We start from the raw sequence: 22,143 nt of genomic DNA, 5'->3' as shown, positions 1-22,143 counted from the left end.
TGAGTGAATTTGTACACATAAATGCTGCTTATGAACATGTTTTGTTTGTGTTTTGTGTACAAAATGAATTTTTATTGAGCACATGAATGCCGCCGGATTGACCGGGCGGCATGGGCTAGAGGAAGGAGAATAAGGCGCTGGCTGCGCCTTTTAAGGGCGCAGAGCAGGCTTGCGCCTTGTCTTGGTGCGGTGTTTGGCCGTGAGGCTTGCCGTCAGCGTGGGTAGAGGGGTGGCAGGGCGCTGTTCTCCGGTGTTGCGCTGCTCGGCTCTTGGGCGGCGGGCAGGCTGCGGATGGCTTTCCACAGTTCCTCGCCCTGCCATTGCTGGCTGGTTTCGCTGTACAGCGCAGCATTCAAGCCATCGAGGGCGTCGGACAGCGGCACGTCGCGCGCGGCCATGTCCGCCAGGGTTTCCGGTTGCTGGCGTGCCCAGGCGTCGAGGGCATGCCGGGTGGCCTGGGCATCGCCCATCAGGCAGGCGCGCTTGAGATCGTCGAGCAGGGTACGTGGGCTCGGGCCGCTCTGCGCCGCCCGCTGGATCGCCGGCTGGCGACGCGCGTGCCACCACAGGCCGAAACCGAGCAGGGTGGTCAGGGCGAGCAGGGCGCAGGCCAGTTGCCAGGGCCACAACGGGGCACCTTCCATGCGCTGTACTTCGCTGGGAATCGGCGTGACCGGCTCGTCCACCTGCAGCGCCGGGTTCTCCGCTACCTGCAGGGTGCGCGCCGGCAGGGTGGTGCGTTCCAGGCTGTCGGTCTTGGTGTTCCACCACACCACTTGCAGGGCCGGCAGCTCGAAGCTGCCGCTGCGGCTCGGCACCAGCGCTTCGCGATCCTCGCGGCTGCCGAGCATGCCATTTTCGCTGGGCTGGTCGCTGAGCTGGGGCTGATCCGGGTAGCGGCGCAGGCCGTCGACCTGGGTGGCGGGTAGTGGCGGCAACTGGGCGCTGGACAGGCCATCTACCTTCAGGGTCAGGCTACGGGTCAGGGATTCGCCCACCTTGGCCTGCTCCGGCTGCGGATTCCAGCTTTCCGCCAGGCCCAGGGCGCGTGCCGGTAGCCAGGGCACGTCGGCCGGGTAATCGGCGGGCTTGGGGCGCACCTGCAAGGGGATGTCGGGTGACTTCACCCGCGTCACGCGCCCAGGGCGCGGGCCGAAGGGGTTGAAGTCGCTACCGCTGCGCTCGACCAGGGTGGCGCTGAATACCTGGCCGGGGATGATGAGCTGGCCGCTGCGCTGCGGGTAGATGGCATAGCGCACTTCGATCACGCCATGACGCACGCCGCCGATGTCCTTCTCGTAAGTGCGCGGCTCGCCCAGGCGCTCGACGCGGGCATCGTCGATCTGCAGGGGCGTCAGGCTGCTGTCGTCATACAGCGAGACCGAGTGGTAGATGCGCAGGGTGAGCATGGCCTGGGCCTGCACGTAGACGCTTTCCTGATCGAGGCTGGCATCGATGAACACGGGCGCCAGCTTCTCGCTCTTGCCGCTTTGCCTGGCTGGCTCGACGTGCAGGGTGATGGGCAGGCTGGCGGCGTCTTCCAGGCGGATCGGTGGAATCTCGACCTGGCCGCTACGTTTGGGTTGCAGGGTGAGAATCCAGCGCGTCGTGGTGCGTGGGGTGTCGCCGAGGGTGGTCAGACGATTGACCTGACTGCTGCCGAGAATCTCGAAGTCGGCATCCAGCGGGCTGAAGTCGGGGCGACCGAAGCGGGTGGGGTCGGTGGACTCCAGGGTCAGCACTACGGTCTCGCCTTCGCTCAGGTGCGTGCGGTCGACGCTGGCGACGAAGGCGTCGGCGTGGGCCAGGCCGCCCAGGAGCAAGAGAAAAAGCAGGCTGACGAGACGCTTCATCGGGATCGTTCCTGACGCTGTTGCTGTTCGTACCAGAATTTACGCCGCAGCAGCTCGCCCGGGTCATCGGGAATCTGCCGCAGCCATTGTTCCAGCGCCTGCCGGCGCTCCTGGGTGGTGCCCAGGTTGGCATCGCTCATGGGCGTTTGCGGGGTGGCTTGGCCATCGGCCTGGGCCTCGCCATCGGCGCTCTGGTCGCTGTCGGGGGTATCTTCGTTCGGCGCGGGCTGGGGCTGGTCAGCGCCGGCCCTGGCGTCATCGCTGGGCTTGGCGGCGTTGTCTGCAGATTCACCCGACTGCGCGGGCTGGCTCTGATTGGCCTGCTCACCGGCTTGCGCCTGGTCGTTGTTTGACTGCTGCGGTTTCTGCGTCTGCCCGCCGTCCTTCTGTTCGGCCTGTCGCTGGCGCAAGGCCTCTTCCACCAGGGCCTTGTTGTGCTGCGCGGCGGCCAGATCGGGTTGCCGTTCCAGCGCCTGTTCATAGGCGTCCAGTGCGGCTTCCAGTTCACCGGCCTTGGCCAGGGCATTGCCGCGGTTGTAGTGGTCGCGGGCCTCGTCGCCCTGGGCGAAGCGCTCGGCGGCGGCGCCATATTCACCGGCTTCGTAGAGCGCCTTGCCTTGCCACTGTGGGTTCTCGAAGCGTTGCGCCGCCTCGGCCGGGCGCTGCGCCTCGAGCAGGCGCTGGCCTTGCTGATCCGGGCGCAGCCAGAGGTCGTCGAAGCCGAAGGCGTAGCTGTTCTGCGCCGGCAGTATCAGCAGCAGGGGCAGCACCAGCAGCCAGCCGCGCCGGCCGGCGCAGGCGGCCAGCAGCAACAGCGGCAGGAGCAGCCAGTAGCCCTGGTCGATACGCGCGTCGAGCTGGGTGGGTTCACCGGCATCACGCATCACCACGGGGGCGTCGAGCAGGCCGAGGCGCTTGAGGTCGCCGTCGTCCAGGCGAATCTGGGCGTAGCGCCCGCCCTGCGCCTCGGCGAACTGGCGCAGGCCCTGGGCGTCCAGGCGCGGAATGACGATGCCGCCGTCGCGATCCTTGAGGAAGCTGCCGTCCTCCTGAGTGACCGGCGCACCTTCGCGGGTGCCGACGCCGAGGATCAGCAAGGGGGTGGCGCGGCGTGCCAGGGCCTGGGCGATGCCGCTGCGCTCCTGTTCGTCCAGGCTGCTGGTGATCAGCAGCAGGCGGCCCTGGCCCAGTTGCGCTTGCTCCAGCAGTTGCAGAGCGCGTTGCACGGCGAGGTCGGCACGCTGCCCGGCCTCGGGCATCAATGAGGGTTTGAGCGCCTCCAGCAGGTTGCGGCTGGTGGCCAGGTCGTCGGACAGCGGCACCAGGCTGTGGGCGCTGCCGGCGTAAACGACGATGGCGGTCTGTGCATCGCGACGCGCTTCGAGCAGGTCGAGCAGCTTGCGTCGGGCCTGTTCCAGGCGCGTCGGCGGTGTGTCACCGGCGAGCATGCGCGGGGTGAGTTCGAGCATCACCACCAGCGGGTCGGCCGGCTTCTGGCTGCTCTGCTGCACCTGCTGCCAACTGGGGCCGAGCAGCGCCAGCACGGCCAGCAGCCAGGCCAGGGCCAGCGCCAGCAGGGGCAGGCGGTTGCTGCGCTGACCGCTGCCACTGAGCAGTACGGCATGGAAGGCCGGTGGCAGCAGTTGCTGCCAGCGCCCGCTCTGCCGTTCGCGGTGCCACAGGCGCCACAGCAGCCAGGCCAGCAGGGGCAGCGCCAGCAGCCACCAGGGCCGCAACCAGTCGGGCCAGAGCAGGCTCATCCTTGCCTCCGCAGGCGTTGCGGCCACTGCGGCCAGAGCGTGTGGCCGGCCAGCAGCAGGCTGCCGAGCAGGGCCAGGCTCAGCGGCCAGGCGTACAGGGCCTGGGCCGGGCGGGCGAGAATGGGCTGCTGGCTGACCGGTTCGAGACGATCCAGGGTCGCTTCGATCTGCTGCAGCTCGGCCTGGTCGCGCGCGCGGAAGTATTCGCCACCGGTGGTGTCGGCGATACCACGCAGGGTCGGTTCATCCAGATCCAGCCCGCTGCTGAAGCCGAACAACCCCAGCACATCGCTTTGCTGCGGATCGGCGCCGATGCCGATGGTATAGATGCGCACGCCTTCCTCGGCAGCCAGGCGTGCCGCGGTCATCGGCTCCAGTGTGCCGCCGTTGCTGGCGCCGTCGGTGACCAGCACCAGCACGCGGCTGTCGGCTGGGCGCTGGCGCAGGCGCTTGACGGCCAGGCCAATGGCATCGCCGATGGCGGTGTTCTTGCCGGCAATGCCGATCAGCGCTTCGTCCAGCCAGGTGCGCACGGTGTGGCGGTCGAAGGTCAGCGGCGCCTGCAGGTAGGCCTGGCTGCCGAACAGGATCAGGCCGACGCGGTCACCCCGGCGGCCTTCGATGAAGTCGCCGAGCAGGCGCTTGACCAGCTCCAGGCGGCTGATGGGCTCGTCATCCCACTGCATGTCGGCGTAATCCATGGAGCCGGAGACATCCACCGCCAGCAGCAGGTCACGGCCGGTGGCCGGCAGCGGCAGGGGCTCGCCGACCCATTGCGGGCGTGCCGCCGCGCACAGCAGCAACAGCCAGATGCACGCCAGCGGTACCTGCTGGCGCCAACCGGGCAGGGCAGCACGGGCGCGGCGACCGCTGAGCGCCTGCAACTCGTCGAGAAAGCCGACGCGCAGCGCCGCATCTCCGCTGTCGGCGGGCGGCAGCAGCAGGCGCAGCAGCCAGGGCAGCGGCGCGAAGGCGAAGACCCACCACCAGGCGAACTCAAACATGCTTGCGAATCCAGGTGGCGATGGCCTGCTCGAGTTCCTCGATGGCCTTGTCGCTGAGGCTGCACTGCGGTTTGTAGGCGCCTTCGACCAGGATCATCCAGCGCGTCAGCCCGGCAGCCGGGCAGCGGTTGTCGAGGAAGGCCAGCCAGGCACGGCTGCTCAGGGTGTGGCTGGCGCTGTCCGGGTAGTGCTCGCGGCACAGGCGCTTGAGCAGGGCGTTGAGCTGTTGCAGCCAGGGGCCGGCCAGCGCGCCGTCATAGGGTTTGCGTAAGGTGGCCAGCTCATCCAGGGCAGCCTGGCGCAGGGCATCGAGCGGCTGCTCGGCGGCCACCTGGCGGGGCCGGCGGCGCCAGCGGCGCAGCAGCCGCCAGAGGCCCCAGAGCAGCAGCGGCAGCAGAGCGGCCAGCAGCCACCAGCCAGGCGCCGGCGGCCACCAGGGCACCGGTGGCGGGTCGATCAGCGGCTGCAACTGATCGAGGGGATTCATGGCGCCTTCCTCGGGTGCAGGGCGCTGAGTTGCTCCTGCAACTGCGTCACCAGCTCGAACTGGGTGCTCAGTGGCAGCAGGGGCACACCGAGTTTCTGTGCCAGGCGCTGCCAGCGCGCTTCACGGGCTTGTCCCTGGCTGCGGTAAGCCTGGCGCAAGGCGTCGTTGTGGCTGTCGAGCTCGAGCCGGGCGCCGCCCTGGGTGAAGCGCAGCAGGCCGGCTGCCGGCAGGGCATGGTCGAGCGGATCGGACAGCGGCAACAGCAGAAGGTCGGTATGCCGGGCGAGCAGGGTCAGTTGCTGTTCGGCGTTGTCGTTCAGCGCGCGCTCGTCGCACAGCACGATCACCAGGCTGCCGGGGCGCAGCACCTCGCGGGCGCGGCGCAGGGCCAGGCCGAGGGTATCGCGGGTGCTGGCGGCGGCGACCTCGGCAGTCAGCGCCTGGTTGGCGCGGGCCAGCAGGTTGAGCAGTTGCAACAGGCTCTGCTTGCTGCGCCTGGGTTTGACCTCATGGTGCTCCTGATCGGCGAACACCAGGCCGCCGATGCGGTCGTTGTGATCCAGGGCGGCCCAGCCGACCAAGGCGGCGGCCTGGGCGGCGAGCACCGACTTGAAGCACTGTTCGCTGCCGAAGAACAGGCGCTGGCTCTGCTCGACGATGATGAAGATGGGCCGCTCGCGTTCTTCGTGGAACAGCTTGGTGTGCGGCTCCTGGGTGCGCGCGGTGACGCGCCAGTCGATGGTGCGCACGTCGTCGCCGGGCTGGTACACGCGCACCTGATCGAAGTCCACACCACGCCCGCGCAGACGCGAGTGGTGCAGGCCGATCAGTGGGCTGCGCCGTGCTGGAGTGGAGAACAGCGGCACTTCATGCACCTTGTGGCGCATGTCGATCAGCTCGCCGAGGGCGATATGGATGCCGGGGGTGGGGTGTAGGTGCATGGCGACCTCAGACTGCCATGCCGTGCGCCCTCTCCCATTCATGGGAGAGGGTTGGGGAGAGGATTGGACGTTTCGTTGCCCTCTCCCCCGGCCCCTCTCCCGCAAGCGGGAGAGGGGAGACATGCGTGCAGCTCGTAAGGAACTGCGCGCGAGCTTTCCCGGATCGCATCCGGGCTACGCGGGGCTGAATGCCAGCTTGCAGCTTGTGGCTTGCAGCTTGCGGCTGCATCTAGGCCACCGCGACCACATCGAGGATGCGCTGGATCACGCGATCCTGGTCGACCCCCGAGGCTTCGGCCTCGAAGGAGAGAATGATGCGGTGGCGCAGCACGTCGAACAGCACCGCCTGGATGTCCTCGGGGCTGACGAAGTCGCGCCCGGCCAGCCAGGCGTGGGCACGCGCGCAGCGGTCGAGGGAGATGGAGCCACGGGGGCTGGCGCCGTAGGCGATCCACTCGGCCAGTTCGGCGTCGAACTTGGCCGGGGTGCGGCTGGCCATCACCAGTTGCACCAGGTACTCCTCCACGGCATCGGCCATGTACAGGCCGAGGATTTCCTTGCGTGCGGCGAAGATCGCGTGCTGGCTGACCCGGTGCTCGGGCTTGGCTTCGCCGTTGAGCGCATCGCCACGGGCCTGGGCGAGAATCTTGCGCTCCACGGCAGCATCGGGAAAGCCGATCTTCACGTGCATCAGGAAACGGTCGAGCTGGGCCTCGGGCAGCGGGTAAGTGCCTTCCTGCTCGATGGGGTTCTGCGTGGCCATCACCAGGAACAGTGGTGACAGGTCATAGGTGGAGCGGCCTACCGACACCTGGCGCTCGGCCATGGCTTCAAGCAGTGCCGATTGCACCTTGGCCGGTGCGCGGTTGATCTCGTCGGCCAGCACCAGGTTGTGGAAGATCGGCCCCTGCTGGAACACGAAACTGCCGGTTTCCGGGCGGTAGATCTCGGTACCGGTGATGTCCGCCGGGAGCAGGTCGGGGGTGAACTGGATGCGGTGGAACTCGCCCTCGATGCCTTCGGCCAGTTCCTTGATCGCCTTGGTCTTGGCCAGGCCGGGCGCACCCTCCACCAGCAGATGGCCGTCGGCGAGCAGGGCCACCAGCAGACGGTCGATCAGGCGATCCTGGCCGAGAATCTGAGTGGAGAGAAATTGGCGTAACGCGACCAGCGCTTCACGGTGTTCCATCGGCGGACTCTTAATGGCGGTAGGCGAGTGCGGTTGCCCGGCGTGGGCAGGTCGTCGACTTTAATCCATTTGCCGTGTCAGCTGCTATGTCGGGCATCACGGCGATGGCCGCAAGCCGCCGAGGTTCGACTGCAGTGACGAGCGAGGGTCGACACTGGATGGGCAACGCCAGAACAGAACTTGCACCGTAACGGTGCGCCCTTGAAAGAAAATGTCGCAGCTCCGCAAGCCGCAGAGGGGCAAGCCTCGTTAAGCTGGCCCGCCAAGCGTGACCCATCGGTCGCCAGTTTCCGCCATGATCGTCCGGCTTCAGCCCGTGTCATCGTCGTTTCATGGGCTAACGTTGAACTAACGGGTGGATGGCACGATCAAGTCTCGCGACTGCCTCTACCAGAGACGCCAATGAAAAACCGCTGGTTTTTCCGGGCGCCATCTGTCGAACCACCAGCCCAATGGAGCAAAACCATGGCGTTCTTTACGGCGGCCAGCAAAGCCGACTTCCAGCAGCAACTGCAAGCGGCCCTGGCGCAGCACGTGAGTGAGCAGGCGTTAGCACAAGTTTCCCTCTTCGCCGAACAGTTCTTCGGTATCGTCGCCCTTGATGAGTTGACCCAGCGGCGCCTGTCCGATCTGGTCGGCTGCACCTTGTCGGCCTGGCGCATGCTCGAGCGCTTCGACCAGGCCAGGCCGCAGGTGCGGGCGTTCAACCCCGACTACGAGAAGCACGGCTGGCAATCGACCCATACGGCCGTGGAGATCCTCCATGGCGACATTCCGTTTCTGGTCGACTCGGTGCGCATGGAGCTCAACCGTCGCGGCTACAGCATCCATACCCTGCAGAACAGCGTATTCAGCGTGCGCCGTGACAAGAACGGCGACCTCAAGGAAATCCTGCCCAAGGGCACCCAGGGCGACGGCGTGCTGCAGGAAGCGCTGATGTTCCTGGAGATCGACCGCTGCTCCAGCACCAGCGAACTCAAGACGCTGGAGAAGGCCATCGACGAGGTATTCAGCGACGTGCGCCTGGCGGTCACCGACTTCCAGCCGATGAAGGCCAAGGCCCGCGAGCTGCTGGCCTGGCTCGACCGCGCCAAGCTCAAGGTGGACAAGAGCGAGCTGGAAGAGATCAAGGTGTTCCTCGGCTGGCTGCTGGACAACCATTTCACCTTCCTCGGCTACGAGGAGTTCACCGTGGCCGACAACGCCGAGGGCGGCCAACTGCAGTATGACGAGAAGTCCCTGCTGGGGCTGTCCAAGCGCCTGCGCCCGGGGCTGAGCGCCGAAGAACTGCAGATCGAGCCGGACGCGGTGGCCTACCTGCGCGAGCCGCAACTGCTGTCCTTCGCCAAGGCCGCCGTGCCCAGTCGCGTGCATCGCCCGGCCTACCCGGACTTCGTTTCCATCCGCGAGCTCGACGCCAAGGGCCGCGTGGTCAAGGAATGCCGCTTCATGGGCCTGTACACCTCGGCGGTGTACGCCGAGAGCGTGTGGAACATCCCCTACATCCGCCGCAAGGTGGCGGTGATCAAGCAGCATTCCGGCTTCGAGAGCAGCGCGCACCTAGGCAAGGAACTGGCCCAGGTATTGGAAGTGCTGCCGCGCGATGACCTGTTCCAGACCCCGGTGGACGACCTGCTCAGCACCGCCATCGCCATCGTGCAGATCCAGGAGCGCAACAAGATCCGCGTGTTCCTGCGGCGCGACCCTTATGGCCGCTTCTGCTACTGCCTGGCCTACGTGCCGCGTGACGTGTATTCCACGGAAACCCGCGTGAAGATCCAACAGGTGCTGATGGAGCGCCTGCAGGCGACCGACTGCGAGTTCTGGACCTTCTTCTCCGAATCGGTGCTGGCGCGGGTGCAGTTCATCCTGCGCGTCGACCCGAAGAACAAGTCGCACATCGATCCCGTGCGCCTGGAGAAGGAAGTCATCCAGGCCTGCCGTTCGTGGAAGGACGACTACGTCAGCCTGATGGTGGAAAGCCTCGGCGAAGCCCAGGGCACCAACGTGCTGGCCGAGTTCCCGGAAGGCTTCCCGGCCGGCTACCGCGAGCGCTTCGCCGCCCATTCAGCGGTGGTGGACATGCAGCACCTGCTCAGCCTGAGCGCGGAAAAGCCGCTGGTGATGAGCTTCTACCAGCCGCTGGCGCAGAACGAGCAGCAACTGCACTGCAAGCTGTATCACGCCGACACGCCGCTGCCGCTGTCTGACGTCTTGCCGATCCTGGAGAACCTGGGCCTGCGCGTGCTCGGCGAGTTCCCCTACAAGCTGCGCCGTGCCGACGGCCGCGAGTTCTGGATTCACGATTTCGCCTTCACCTATGCCGAAGGCCTGGACGTCGACATCCAGCAGCTCAACGACACCTTGCAGGATGCCTTTATCCATATCGTTGGCGGCGATGCCGAGAACGACGCCTTCAACCGCCTGGTGCTGACCGCTGCCATGCCCTGGCGCGACGTGGCGCTGCTGCGGGCCTATGCGCGCTATCTCAAACAGATTCGTCTGGGCTTCTCGCTCAGCTACATCGCCGCCACCCTGGTCAACCACGCGGATATTGCCAAGGAGCTGGTGCGCCTGTTCCGCACCCGTTTCTACCTGGCGCGCAAGCTCAGCGCCGAAGACCTGGAAGACAAGCAGCAGAAGCTCGAGCAGGCCATTCTCGCCGCCCTCGACGACGTTGCCGTGCTCAACGAGGATCGCATCCTGCGGCGCTACCTGGATCTGATCAAGGCGACTCTGCGCACCAACTTCTACCAGCCGGGCGAGAACGGTCAGGGCAAGAGCTATTTCAGCTTCAAGCTCAGCCCACGGCTGATCCCGGACATCCCGCGCCCGGTGCCGAAGTTCGAGATCTTCGTTTACAGCCCGCGCGTCGAGGGCGTGCACCTGCGTTTCGGCGACGTCGCCCGGGGCGGCCTGCGCTGGTCGGATCGCGAAGAGGACTTCCGCACCGAAGTGCTCGGCCTGGTCAAGGCACAGCAGGTGAAGAACGCAGTGATCGTGCCGATGGGCGCCAAGGGTGGCTTCGTGCCGCGCAAGATGCCGGTTGGCGGCTCGCGTGACGAGGTGATGGCCGAGGGCATCGCCTGCTACCGCATCTTCATCAGCGGCCTGCTGGACATCACCGACAACCTCAAGGATGGCGAAGTGCTGCCGCCGGTGGGCGTGGTGCGCCATGACGCCGATGACCCCTACCTGGTGGTGGCGGCGGACAAGGGCACCGCGACCTTCTCCGATATCGCCAACGGCATCGCCGCCGAATACGGCTTCTGGCTCGGCGACGCCTTCGCCTCCGGCGGCTCGGCCGGCTACGACCACAAGGGCATGGGCATCACCGCCAAGGGCGGCTGGGTTTCCGTGCAGCGGCATTTCCGCGAACGCGGCATCGACGTGCAGAAGGACAACGTCACCGTCATCGGCGTCGGCGACATGGCCGGCGACGTGTTCGGCAACGGCATGCTGCTGTCGGACAAGCTGCAACTGGTGGCCGCCTTCAACCACCTGCACATCTTTATCGACCCGAATCCGGATGCGGCCAAGAGCTTCGCCGAGCGCAAGCGCCTGTTCGAGCTGCCGCGCTCGAGCTGGGCCGACTACGACAGCAAGCTGATCTCCGAGGGTGGCGGCATCTTCCTGCGCAGCGCCAAGAGCATCGCCATCAGTCCGCAGATGAAGGCGCGCTTCGACATCGCCGCCGACAGGCTGGCGCCCACCGAGCTGCTCAATGCGCTGCTCAAGGCACCGGTCGACCTGCTGTGGAACGGTGGCATCGGCACCTACGTCAAATCCAGCCAGGAGAGCCACGGCGACGTCGGCGACAAGGCCAACGACGCCCTGCGCGTGGATGGCCGCGAGTTGCGTGCCAAGGTGGTGGGCGAGGGCGGCAACCTGGGCATGACCCAGCTCGGCCGCGTCGAGTTCGGCCTGCATGGCGGTGCCAGCAACACCGACTTCATCGATAACGCCGGTGGTGTGGACTGCTCCGACCATGAAGTGAACATCAAGATCCTGCTCGGCGAGATCGTCGCCGCTGGCGACATGACCGAGAAGCAGCGCAACAAGCTGCTGGCCGAGATGACCGATGACGTCTCCGAACTGGTGCTGGCCAACAACTACAAGCAGACCCAGGCGCTGTCGCTGGCCGAGCGCCGCGCGCGCGAGCGCATCGGCGAGTACAAGCGCCTGATGAATGCTCTGGAAAGCGCCGGCAAGCTGGATCGGGCCCTGGAGTTCCTGCCTTCGGACGAGGCGCTCAACGAGCGTGTCACCAGCGGCCAGGGCCTGACCCGGCCGGAACTGTCGGTGCTGATCTCCTATAGCAAGATCGACCTCAAGGAGTCGCTGCTCAAGTCCCAGGTGCCGGACGACGACTACCTGGCGCGCGAGATGGAAACCGCCTTCCCGGCCATCCTCACCGAGAAGTTCGGCGACGCCATGCGCCGTCACCGCCTCAAGCGCGAGATCGTCAGCACGCAGATCGCCAACGATCTGGTCAACCACATGGGCATCACCTTCGTGCAGCGCCTGAAGGAGTCCACCGGCATGAGTGCGGCCAACGTCGCCGGTGCCTACGTCATCGTTCGTGACCTGTTCCGCCTGCCGCACTGGTGGGCGCAGATCGAGGCGCTGGATTACCAGGTGCCGGCCGAGCTGCAACTGCAACTGATGGACGAACTGATGCGCCTGGGCCGCCGTGCCACCCGCTGGTTCCTGCGCAGCCGGCGCAACGACCTGGACGCCGCGCGTGATGTGGCGCACTTCGCACCGCGTATCGAGGCGTTGGTAGGGCGTTTGGACGAATTGCTCGAAGGGCCGGCCCGCGAGCAATGGCTGGCGCGTTATCAGAGCTATGTCGAAGCTGGCGCGCCGGAAGAGCTGGCCCGTGTGGTCGCCGGTACCAGTCATCTGTACACGCTGTTGCCGATCATCGAGGCGGCGGACGTCACCGGAAAGGACGCCAGCGAAGTGGCTGCGGTCTACTTCGCCGTCGGCAGTGCGCTGGATCTGTCCTGGTATCTGCAGCAGATCACCAACCTGGCGGTGGAGAGCAACTGGCAGGCGCTGGCCCGCGAGGCTTTCCGCGACGATCTGGACTGGCAGCAGCGTGCCGTTACCGTGTCGGTGCTGCAGATGGCCGACGGCCCGCAGGAACTGGAAGCACGTCTGGCCCTATGGCTGGAGCAGCACCAGCGCCTGGTGGATCGCTGGAAGGCCATGCTCACCGAGCTGCGTGCCGCCACTGGCAGCGACTATGCCATGTACGCCGTGGCCAACCGCGAGCTGATGGATCTGGCGCAGAGCGCCTGATGCGAGGATCGCGAAGCTGAAACGACCAGGCCCCGCGATTGCGGGGCCTGGTCGTTTTTAATGCGGAGCGTTGCTGCGACTCAGCTTGGATGCATGCTCCGCGCTAGGCATGAGAGGGGAGAGTCCCCATAATCGCCCCCTGAAAATAGATTTCGCTGTACTGATACTGTATTTTTGAACAGTATTTGCTGGCTGTTGGTGAGGAACAGATGGGATACGAGCTTACGCAGGAACAACGAGAGCGCTACCGGGCGACCTCGATTCGCTCCCAGAAGCGCAAGCTGGCGCTGCTCGCAGACCCTAGCCAATCGCTGCCGTCGCCTATTGAGGACTGGAGACTCAATACTCTGGATTTGATGCCAGAGTGCCCGAGCCATGGTTTGACTTGCCTCTCCCTGTTCTCGGGTGGTGGCGGCTTGGATGTTGGTTTCGAGAGAGCAGGTTTCCAACATGTCGCATCCTTTGAAATTCTCGAGGTATGCGGTGAAACACTGCGCAGCAATCGTCCGGCGTGGGACATCCGCTCAGGCGTTCTCGCGGGAGACGTCTGTAACGCCTCCTTCTCTGCCTTTCGGGGGGTGGACATCGTCCACGGTGGGCCGCCTTGTCAGCCGTTTTCCGTTGCCGGTAAGCAAGCGGGCGCTGATGACCCCAGGAACATGTGGGGTGAGTTCGTTCGTTGTGTGAGGCAGACGCGACCACGTGCTTTCATCGCTGAGAACGTCGTGGGGCTGCTGGACAAGAAGTTCGAGTCATTCGTGCGCGAGACGATCCTCGATCCATTGAGCGATCAGTACGTAATCTTCAAGTTCAAGTTGGCAGCTCATGATTTCGGTGTGCCGCAGGCGCGCCGCCGGGTTTTCTTCGTCGGGTTCAGAGCAGCACGCGATGCTGTACGGTTTCACGAGCCGCAGCCGACTCACGGCGATACGGGCGAGCTGCTACCGCACAACACGGCACGGCGGAGTCTGGGTTTGCCCGATATCGGGTTCGATGTTGTCGCACCGACGCTGCGTTCTGGCTTCACCGGACCGAGAAATACCACAGGGGTGGTCAATAGCAAGGCGTCGTTGAAGGTCTGGAACGAGTTGCAGCTCTGGCCCAATGGGGTTCAGCTAACGCATGAGTTGGCCATGGCCTATCCACCTGAAAACAACCATTTTCGGCTGTGCGTGGCCGACTGCGCGTTACTGCAGGGCTTCCCCGCTGATTGGCGTTTTTCCGGTGCGGTCTATCAGGCGCTTGGGCAGATTGGCAATAGCGTGTGCCCGCCGGTCGCCTATGCCGTGGCACGGCAAGTCGCATTGGCATTGGGAGTGCTGCGGTGACGGTTCAGGATGATGAGCGCGAACGTGAGCTGTCCGCTTTGTTCGGTTTGGAGTGGGACGCTGCGCACGAACGCCATGGGGTAGATGCGCTGCTGACCGATATCCAGGTAAATGGCGTGACCTATCAGCTTGAGGTGGAGGTTAAATCCTCCACGAGTCTCGATGTCGGTACGGCGCGTGACTTCGGCATGGCGCACATTGAGCGCTGGCGGAAAATGTTTTTCGTGTTCGGTTTCTACTCCAGGGAGCGCGGCAGGCCTGAGTTGCAACGCAGCTTGTGCCTGACTCCGGTGGATATGGAGCCCTGGTTGCAGGCGAAGGAAGAGCAGATGCAGATCGACTTCCGTTTGGCTGCAAGAGTATCGAGTCATCTGCAGTTAGCGGATTTGTTTGCCGTTTGTGGAGAGCAGGCCCACTATTCCATCGAAGACGCCAAGCGTTTGCACAAGTTGCAGTACAGCGCCCAGCAATACAGTGAGGCCGCTGATCTGCTGGTGGATGGTTTGCCACGCATCTCTCAGGGCCGCATGTTGGAGATTCTCAAGCGGCGCGCGCAATACATTGCCGAGCGAGGCTCTACGATCAACAACCCGCATATCACCAAGACCTTCCTCAGGGACTTTCTTGGCACGAGTAGAGAAATTACCAGCCGAACCCAGTGCGCATCGCGCATTCGAGCGATCGCTACCGAGTTCTTGCAGACCTACCCTAATCATCCTGCGGCATTGGTGGCCGAGTGATCGACCTGTGCATTGGCTGAGTTCCGCTGACTCAGCCATACCCTGACTATGCCTTCTAGCGCGCTATATGCGCACCCTCTGCTATCCAGCGGCCGATCAGGTCACGTTCGTCCTGGGTCATCTGGGTGATGTTGCCCAGCGGCATGATCTGCGAGGCCACGGCCTGAGCCTGGATCTTCGCCGCCTGTGCCTGCATCTGCGCGGGCGTATCGAGCATGAAGCCGGCCGGTGCGGCGCTGAACATCGGGCTGCTCGGGTTGGCCGAGTGGCACACGGTGCAGCGCTCGTGGATGACCTTTTCGACCTGGGCGAAGCGGGTGCCGTCGGCCTGCGTGGCAGCGGGCCGTTCGGTGGCTGCGGTGCTTGGTGCTTGCTCGCTTGCCGTGGCGGTTTGCTCGGCCTGAGCCAGTGGCGTGGCGACGACAGCAGGTGGCTTCGGCGCAGTGACATAGGCCAGGCAGATCATGCCCAGGGCGGCGACCGGCAGCGTCCAGGCGAAGCGCTGGCTGGCATGGCGGGTGTTGAAGTAGTGACGCACCAGCACCGCCAGAACCGCGATGCCGGCGAGGATCAGCCAGTTGTAGTGGCTGCCGTAGGTGCTGGGGAAGTGGTTGCTGATCATGATGAACAGCACCGGCAGGGTGAAATAATTGTTGTGTCGCGAGCGCAGCAGGCCCTTGGCCGGCAGCAGTGGGTCGGGCGTGGTGTTGGTTTCGATGGCCTTAACCAGAGCACGCTGCGCCGGCATGATGGTGAAGAATACGTTGCCGACCATGATGGTGCCGATGATGGCGCCGACATGGATATAGGCCGCGCGGCCGCTGAACACCTGGGAGAAGCCCCAGGCTGCGGCAATGATCAGCACGAACAATACGGCACCGAGCAGGGCCGGGCGCTTGCCCAGTGGCGAGTCGCAGAGGAGGTGATAGATCAGGTAGCTGACAGCCATGGAGCCGAGGCCGATGGCGATGGCGGCGGCCGGTGCCAGATCGACACCCGGTTTGACCAGATACAGGCTGGGGTTGAGGTAGTACACCACCAGCAGCAGGGCCACACCCGAGAGCCAGGTGAAGTAGGCCTCCCATTTGAACCAGTGCAGGTTCTCCGGCATTTTCGGCGGTGCCAGCTTGTACTTTTCCAGGTGGTAGATGCCGCCGCCGTGAATGGCCCAGAGATCGCCCGCCAGCCCCTCGCGCGGGTTGCGCCGGTCGAGGTTGTTCTCCAGCCAGACGAAATAGAAGGATGCGCCGATCCAGGCGATGCCGGTGATCATGTGGATCCAGCGGATGCCCAGGTTTAGCCATTCGGTGAAATGTGCTTCCACGTTCCGTACCTCTCCCTGCAACCAGCAGAGCGGCTGCAGGCTTCTCTTATTGGTGGGGATCGAGGAGAAGAAGCTCGTCCTCGGCGAAGAAATGTTCGTCGCAGTTGTTACCCGAACCACTGCGATCAACCACCAGGAAGTCATCCCGCTTTTCGATCGTCAGCACCGGATGGTGCCAGACGCCGCGATGGTAATTGACGCCCTGCCTGCCATTGCTGAGGAAGGCACGGACGGAGCCTGATACAGGTACATCGCCAAGTGGCGCGACCACGATCAGAAAGGGGTTGCCGAGCAGCGGCATGAAGGCCTGGCTGCCCAGCGGATGGCGTTCCAGCATGCGGATGGTCAGCGGCATCTGCAGCGCCTCGGCGCGAAAGATGCTGATGATGGCCCGATCCTCCGGCTGTGCGGTCTCCACGCTGGCCAGCTTGTGATAGCGGCGGGTGGAGCCGTTGTTGATCATGAAGAAGTCGCTGCCTTCGGTTTCGATCACGTCACCGAAAGGGGCGAAGGCTTCCTTGCTCAAGGGCTCGATGGTCAGGCTACGCATGGCTGTTCTACTTGTTCTCGAATGGGTGGTGCGGCATCAGAGCTGCTGCAGGCGGAACAGGGCGATCTGGTTGATCTCCGCCAGGGCGGTGGCGAACTCCTGCTCCGGGGTATTGTGAATGCGCTGCTCGAAGGCAGCGAGGATCTGGTGGCGGTTGCTGCCCTTGACCGCCTTGATGAAGGGGAAGCCGAACCGGGCCTTGTAGGCGTCGTTGAGTTCGGTGAAGCGGGTGAACTCCTCGGCGCTGCATTCGTGGATGCCGGCGCCGGCCTGCTCCGAGGTGCTGGAGGCGGTCAGCTCGCCACGGATGGCGGCCTTGCCGGCCAGGTCCGGGTGGGCCTTGATCAGCGCGAGCTGGGCCTCGCGGCTCGCATCCAGGAGGATCGCGGCCATGCGCTGGTGCAGCGTCTCGACCTCGTCGAGCGAAGCATCCAGGCCCTGGTCATAGGCCTGCTCGGCGACCCAGGGCGAGTGTTCGTAGATATCGGCGAAGGCCTCGACGAAGGCGTCGCGGCTCAGCGAGGAGGGCGTCAGGGTCTGGAAACGGCTCATGAACGGTTCTCTCACTCGCTCGCGCGGAAGGGATGGGTGGCATGCCAGTGGCGGGCGATATCGACGCGGCGGGCGCACCAGACCTTGTCGTGGCGCTTCACGTATTCGATGAAACGTGCCAGCGAGGCCAGGCGTGCCGGGCGCCCCAGCAGGCGGCAGTGCATGCCGATCGAGAGCATCTTCGGTGCGCCGGCCTCGCCCTCGGCATAGAGCACGTCGAAGGCGTCCTTGAGGTACTCGAAGAAGTCGTCGCCCTTGTTGAAGCCCTGCACCTGGGTGAAGCGCATGTCGTTGGTGTCCAGGGTGTAGGGGATCACCAGATGGGGCTTCTCCGCCGTGCTGGCCGGATCCCAGTAGGGCAGATCGTCGTCGTAGGTGTCGCTGTCGTAGAGGAAACCGCCTTCCTCGCGCACGATGCGCCGGGTGTTCGGGCCGAGGCGGCCGGTGTACCAGCCCAATGGGCGTTCGCCAGTGATCTCGCTGAGGATGCGGATGGCTTCGAGCATGTGCTCGCGCTCGGTGGCCTCGTCGACGTTCTGGTAGTCGATCCAGCGCAGCCCGTGGCTGCAGATCTCGTGACCGGCAGCAGCCATCTGGCGGATCACCTCGGGGTGACGCTGGGCGGCCATGGCCACGGCGAAGATGGTCAGCGGAATGTCGTGCTTCTTAAACAGATCGAGAAGGCGCCAGACGCCAGCGCGGCTGCCATATTCGTAGAGCGACTCCATGCACAGGTTGCGCTGGCCTTGCAGCGGCTGGGCGGCGACCATCTCAGAAAGGAAGGCCTCCGACTCCTTGTCGCCATGCAGGATGTTGCGCTCGCCGCCTTCCTCGTAATTGAGCACGAAGGACAGCGCGATGCGGGCGTCGTCCGGCCAGTGCGGATGGGGAGGGTTGGCGCCGTAGCCGATCAAGTCGCGTGGGTAATCAGCGTTCACTGCAGTCTTCCTGTCTGGATTGTGGTGGTCATGGCATGAAGCTACGCAAGCGAGACCAGGTAAGGAATTGTATACAAAGTTTTTATCGCTTTGTCAGTCGGCACTGCATCATGTTCTGGCCTTTTTGAACAGGCAAGAAACTTGCCCATTTGGTCAGTTTATTTCTTCTTGAAGCGCTTGCTCAGGGCATTTCTGCCACGCCAATCTTTCTATGTGAACGAAGGGGCGCCCAGCCTTTCTTCGCGATGGGGTTTCTCAGTGGCCAAGCATGATCGCGAATACATTCTCTTCTACAGCGGAAAACCTTATCTGGTCGGCATTACTGCGGCGCTGGTGAAAAATTCATTTCAGTATTCTTGTGTACAGTTTTTTGCATGATTGTTTCGTGGTTTGCGGGGCATGCTATTCTGCGCCCGGGTTCGCTGCGTTGCTGCCAACCCCTGACAGGCCCCAGGGGCCGGTGAACTCAATCAACGAGGTGATCATGGGACGTTTGACTACCCACGTACTGGATGCTGCTCATGGCTGCCCCGGAAGTGACATCGAGGTCGAGCTGTATCGTGTCGAAGGCACTCAACTGACGCTGATCAACCGGTTCAGAACCAATCACGATGGCCGTTGCGATGCGCCGGTGCTACAGGGCGACGATTATCGCAACGGCGTCTATCAGCTACATTTCCATGCCGGGGACTATTACCGGGCGCGCGGTGTCGCATTACCCGAGCCGGCCTTCCTCGACGTGGTGGTGTTGCGCTTCGGTATCGACGCCGGGCAGGAGCACTACCACGTACCGCTGTTGCTTTCCCCTTACAGCTACTCCACCTATCGTGGTAGCTGAGCATCTCCTTTCTGCTCCTTGCCCGCACTGGTTGCGGGCTTTTTCATGTCTCTTTGCACTGTTTCTGGCCCAAGCGCCTCGCGATTCAGAGGAAGGCGAACTTGGCGATGAAGATGGCGCAGAGCACATACAAGCTCAATGACACCTTGTCGCGTTGGCCGGTCAGCAGCTTCAGCGTGGCGTAGGTGAGAAAGCCCAGAGCGATGCCATTGGCGATGGAGAAGGTCAGCGGCATCATCACCACGGTGACGATGGCGGGAATGGTGTCGGTATGATCCTGCCAGTCGATGTGCGCCAGGCCGCTCATCATCAGCATGGCCACGTAGATCAGCGCGCCAGCCGTGGCATAGGCCGGAATCATGCCGGCCAGCGGGGCGAAGAACATCGCGGCGAGGAACAGCAGGCCGACGGTGACGGCGGTCAGGCCGGTGCGCCCGCCTGCGGCGACGCCGGAGGCGCTCTCCACGTAACTGGTCACCGGCGGGCAACCGACCACGGCACCGACCACGCTGGAGGTGCTGTCGGCTTTCAGTGCCCGTGACAGGTTCTGAATCCTGCCGTCATCGTCCACCAGGTTGGCGCGATGGGCCACGCCCATCAGCGTGCCGGCCGTGTCGAACATGTTGACGAAGAGAAAGGCGAGGATGACGCTGACCATGGCCAGGTTGCAGGCCCCGGCGATATCCATGGCCATGAAGGTCGGTGCCAGGCTCGGCGGCATCGACACCAGTCCTTGGTAGTGCACCAGGCCGAGCGCCCAGCCGAGCGCGGTGACGCCGAGCATGCTCAGCAGGATGGCGCCGAACACCTGGCGATGGCTGAGCACAGCGATCAGCAGGAAGCACACTGCGGCCAGCAGCGTCGAAGGGTCGCTGAACGAGCCCATGGTCAGCAGGGTGGCTGGGCTGTCGACCACGATACCGGCGGTCTTCAGGCCGATCAGGCCGAGGAACAGGCCGACCCCCGCACCCATGGCGAAGCGCAGGCTCATGGGGATGCTGTTGAGCAACCATTCGCGGATTCTCGACAGGCTCATGATCATGAACAGCACGCCGGAGATGAATACCGCGCCCAGCGCCACCTGCCAGCTATAGCCCATCTCGCCGACCACCGTGTAGGTGAAGAAAGCATTGAGTCCCATGCCCGGCGCCAGGCCCACCGGCCAGTTGGCGTACAACCCCATGAGAAAGCAGCCCAGCGCGGCGCCGAGGCAGGTGGCGACGAAGGCCGCCCCGTGGTCGATGCCGGCGCCGGCCATGATGTTGGGGTTGACGAAGATGATGTAGGCCATAGTGACGAAGGTGGTCAGGCCGGCGAGCAATTCGGTCTTGATGCTGGTGCGATGCTCGCTGAGCTTGAAGAAACGATCGAGCAGGCCGCTCGGTGCCTGGCCCGTCACGTGCGCAGCCTGTCGTTCTTGTTCGATGCTTTCCACAGGAGGCTCCCATTGTTTTTCTTGTATGTGGCCGAGAGGCGGCGCTGGCCGATCTGCAAGGCTGGCTGCATGCGAAGCTGAGACAGATTCTTGATCTTTCGGTCAGGAATTGCCTGGCTGCGATTATGGGGGTGTATACAAAAAATGCAATTCATGTTTTGCCGTGGCGCTTATCGCCCTCTGCTATGGGCGGACTCGTGGTGCTGCGAGCTGCGCATGGCAGTACTGGCGATGGCATCGGTGGTGCCTTCGTCCAGGGAGGAGATGGACAGATGTTGGGGTTGTATGGCTTGTGTACAATCAGAACGACATTTTCCGGGAAAAGGCCTGTCACCCCTGCCTCTTTCCCGACAGAACGCAGTAGAGTCGCGCCATCGCGCCTCTCATTCATACGAGCCAGCATGAACGATCAATTGCAGCCCCTAAAGAAGCAGCCGCGTGCGAGCAAGGGCACCCGCAGCGGGACTCAGGACGATATCGTCTATGTGCACATCTTCGATGCCATTCTCGAGCAGCGCCTGGCGCCCGGCACCAAGCTGAGCGAAGAGGCGTTGGGGGAGATCTTCGGCGTCAGCCGCACCATCATCCGCCGCGCGCTGTCGCGCCTGGCGCATGAAGGCGTGGTGCTGTTGCGGCCCAACCGTGGTGCGGTGGTGGCCAGCCCCAGCGTCGAGGAGGCGCGACAGACCTTTTATGCGCGGCGTCTGGTGGAGCGTGCCATTACCGAGCTGGCGGTCAAACATGCCAGCGCCGAGCAACTCAACGAGCTGCGGCAGATGGTCAAGGAGGAGCGCGACAGTTTCGCCCGTGGCGACCGTGGCGCGGGCATTCGCCTGTCCGGCGAGTTCCATCTCAAGCTGGCCGAGGCGGCGGGTAACGCACCGCTGGTGAGCTTCCAGCGCAGCCTGGTGTCACAGACCTCGCTGATCATCGCCCAGTACGAGAATGGCAACCGCTCGCACTGTTCCTACGACGAGCACAACGAGCTGATCGATGCCGTCGAGGCACGCGATGTCGACAAGGCCGTGGAGCTGATGATGCACCACATGGATCATATCGACAGCAAGCTCAATCTCGACGAGGACGGTGCTTCGGACGATCTGCACGCGGTGTTCTCGCACCTGCTGCAAGCCAAGAAGAAACCTGCCTGACGCCGAACGTTCCTGGTAGGAGCGAATTCATTCGCGATAGGGGGCGGGCGCGGAGCCCAAACGCTATCGCGCCGCACGGGGAAATCAGCCTTAACACAGGACTGGCAAGTTTGTGTGCTGATGGGTGTTCTGGACGCCGCTTCGGTGTATTCAGAAACTCCTTGTTTCGCCCCCTCGGGCGACTCACTTTTCTTTGAACTGCGCAAAGAAAAGTAAGCAAAAGAAACGCACCCCCGCCATCCGGGTCTCGCTTCGCTCGACTCCCCTCACTTCGGCACCGCTCCGGGGTCGGCTTGCAAGGGCCATCCCTGGCCCTTCAAGCCTCTCGCGGCATCCATGCCGCTCGCCCCCTGCGCAATGCCTACGTTCGGCCTCCTGAAGGGGGAGTTAGCGCGCCTGAACGTACATCAGTTCCGGGCATGCCCGGCGTGCTCTGGTAGCAGTGGAACCATGACGTGGCCGCTGGGTTAAACCAAAACTTTCATTCGCGTAGTTTCATTCGCTTGAATAGCTTGCCGGCCTGCAGCCGGCATTCCGGTCAGCCCTAAGGCTGACTTCATGTGCAACCACTCCGCACTACTTCTGGGTTACCTCGGGTTCAGGCGCGTGCAGAGCCCGCCCAGGAGGGCGAACGGAATCGTCGTGGAAGAGGTTGAGCGGCATGGATGCCGCGAAAGCCACGATGGGCCAGGGATGGCCCACCGTGGCGGGCCTCTGGAGCGGCGATGGAGTGAGCGAACCCTCGC

At 64.1% G+C, this 22,143-nt stretch carries 16 protein-coding genes; 5 read left to right on the top strand and 11 right to left on the bottom strand.

Annotated elements, in window-relative coordinates:
* Nucleotides 1-212 precede the first annotated feature (212 nt).
* From OU800_RS15430 to OU800_RS15405, 6 genes are all read right to left on the bottom strand, one after another.
* On the bottom strand, nucleotides 213-1,853 hold the full coding sequence (locus OU800_RS15430) for a BatD family protein (protein ID WP_268178188.1): 1,641 nt from the start codon (nucleotides 1,851-1,853) through the stop codon (nucleotides 213-215).
* Complete coding sequence (locus tag OU800_RS15425; RefSeq protein WP_268178187.1) at nucleotides 1,850-3,613, bottom strand: VWA domain-containing protein; 1,764 nt, start codon at nucleotides 3,611-3,613, stop codon at nucleotides 1,850-1,852. The genes OU800_RS15430 and OU800_RS15425 overlap by 4 nt, the downstream gene beginning before the upstream one ends.
* Nucleotides 3,610-4,617 carry a vWA domain-containing protein gene (locus tag OU800_RS15420; protein ID WP_268178186.1) on the bottom strand — a complete coding sequence of 336 codons (1,008 nt, stop codon included), beginning with the start codon at nucleotides 4,615-4,617 and terminating at the stop codon, nucleotides 3,610-3,612. Before OU800_RS15420 ends, OU800_RS15425 begins: the two co-directional genes overlap by 4 nt.
* Nucleotides 4,610-5,104, bottom strand: coding sequence for a DUF4381 domain-containing protein (locus tag OU800_RS15415; protein WP_268178185.1), 495 nt, complete (start codon nucleotides 5,102-5,104; stop codon nucleotides 4,610-4,612). Before OU800_RS15415 ends, OU800_RS15420 begins: the two co-directional genes overlap by 8 nt.
* Nucleotides 5,101-6,045 (bottom strand): DUF58 domain-containing protein, encoded by a 945-nt coding sequence (locus tag OU800_RS15410; RefSeq protein WP_268178184.1) that lies wholly within the window; start codon nucleotides 6,043-6,045, stop codon nucleotides 5,101-5,103. The genes OU800_RS15415 and OU800_RS15410 overlap by 4 nt, the downstream gene beginning before the upstream one ends.
* 229 nt (nucleotides 6,046-6,274) lie before the next feature.
* On the bottom strand, nucleotides 6,275-7,234 hold the full coding sequence (locus tag OU800_RS15405; protein WP_268178183.1) for an AAA family ATPase: 960 nt from the start codon (nucleotides 7,232-7,234) through the stop codon (nucleotides 6,275-6,277).
* Nucleotides 7,235-7,699: 465 nt separating this feature from the next.
* On the opposite strand from OU800_RS15405, the gene OU800_RS15400 reads away from it, so the two are divergent.
* From OU800_RS15400 to OU800_RS15390, 3 genes are all read left to right on the top strand, one after another.
* Nucleotides 7,700-12,541: an NAD-glutamate dehydrogenase gene (locus OU800_RS15400; RefSeq protein ID WP_268178181.1), complete on the top strand. Its 4,842-nt coding sequence runs from the start codon at nucleotides 7,700-7,702 to the stop codon at nucleotides 12,539-12,541.
* Nucleotides 12,542-12,750: 209 nt separating this feature from the next.
* Nucleotides 12,751-13,869, top strand: coding sequence for a DNA cytosine methyltransferase (locus tag OU800_RS15395; RefSeq protein ID WP_268178180.1), 1,119 nt, complete (start codon nucleotides 12,751-12,753; stop codon nucleotides 13,867-13,869).
* On the top strand, nucleotides 13,866-14,609 hold the full coding sequence (locus OU800_RS15390; protein WP_268178179.1) for a hypothetical protein: 744 nt from the start codon (nucleotides 13,866-13,868) through the stop codon (nucleotides 14,607-14,609). Before OU800_RS15395 ends, OU800_RS15390 begins: the two co-directional genes overlap by 4 nt.
* Before the next feature lie 55 nt (nucleotides 14,610-14,664).
* Here OU800_RS15390 and OU800_RS15385 read toward each other — a convergent pair whose 3' ends face one another.
* From OU800_RS15385 to puuE, 4 genes are read right to left on the bottom strand one after another with little or no spacing between them, the layout of a single operon-like run.
* Nucleotides 14,665-15,933, bottom strand: coding sequence for a urate hydroxylase PuuD (locus tag OU800_RS15385; RefSeq protein WP_268178178.1), 1,269 nt, complete (start codon nucleotides 15,931-15,933; stop codon nucleotides 14,665-14,667).
* A 46-nt stretch (nucleotides 15,934-15,979) separates the two neighbouring features.
* The gene (locus OU800_RS15380; RefSeq protein ID WP_268178177.1) at nucleotides 15,980-16,483 is read right to left on the bottom strand and encodes an ureidoglycolate lyase; all 504 of its coding nucleotides are present in this window, start codon (nucleotides 16,481-16,483) and stop codon (nucleotides 15,980-15,982) included.
* Nucleotides 16,484-16,519: 36 nt separating this feature from the next.
* Nucleotides 16,520-17,035: a 2-oxo-4-hydroxy-4-carboxy-5-ureidoimidazoline decarboxylase gene (gene uraD / locus OU800_RS15375; protein ID WP_268178176.1), complete on the bottom strand. Its 516-nt coding sequence runs from the start codon at nucleotides 17,033-17,035 to the stop codon at nucleotides 16,520-16,522.
* Between the two features lie 11 nt (nucleotides 17,036-17,046).
* The gene (gene puuE, locus OU800_RS15370; RefSeq protein WP_268178175.1) at nucleotides 17,047-17,973 is read right to left on the bottom strand and encodes an allantoinase PuuE; all 927 of its coding nucleotides are present in this window, start codon (nucleotides 17,971-17,973) and stop codon (nucleotides 17,047-17,049) included.
* Between the two features lie 484 nt (nucleotides 17,974-18,457).
* Between puuE and uraH the strand changes: the two genes are divergently transcribed.
* Nucleotides 18,458-18,811, top strand: a complete 354-nt coding sequence (gene uraH / locus OU800_RS15365; protein ID WP_268178174.1) for a hydroxyisourate hydrolase — start codon at nucleotides 18,458-18,460, stop codon at nucleotides 18,809-18,811.
* Between the two features lie 85 nt (nucleotides 18,812-18,896).
* On the opposite strand, the gene OU800_RS15360 is transcribed toward uraH, so the two are convergent.
* The gene (locus OU800_RS15360; protein WP_268178173.1) at nucleotides 18,897-20,246 is read right to left on the bottom strand and encodes an NCS2 family permease; all 1,350 of its coding nucleotides are present in this window, start codon (nucleotides 20,244-20,246) and stop codon (nucleotides 18,897-18,899) included.
* A gap of 401 nt (nucleotides 20,247-20,647) precedes the next feature.
* On the opposite strand from OU800_RS15360, the gene OU800_RS15355 reads away from it, so the two are divergent.
* The gene (locus tag OU800_RS15355) at nucleotides 20,648-21,397 is read left to right on the top strand and encodes a GntR family transcriptional regulator (protein WP_268178172.1); all 750 of its coding nucleotides are present in this window, start codon (nucleotides 20,648-20,650) and stop codon (nucleotides 21,395-21,397) included.
* Nucleotides 21,398-22,143 lie beyond the last annotated feature (746 nt).

The organism is Pseudomonas sp. GOM7, from assembly GCF_026723825.1.
Classification (GTDB): Bacteria; Pseudomonadota; Gammaproteobacteria; order Pseudomonadales; family Pseudomonadaceae; genus Aquipseudomonas.
Note: the sequence above shows the minus strand (reverse complement) of the source record. Positions and strands in the feature narration are given on the sequence as shown.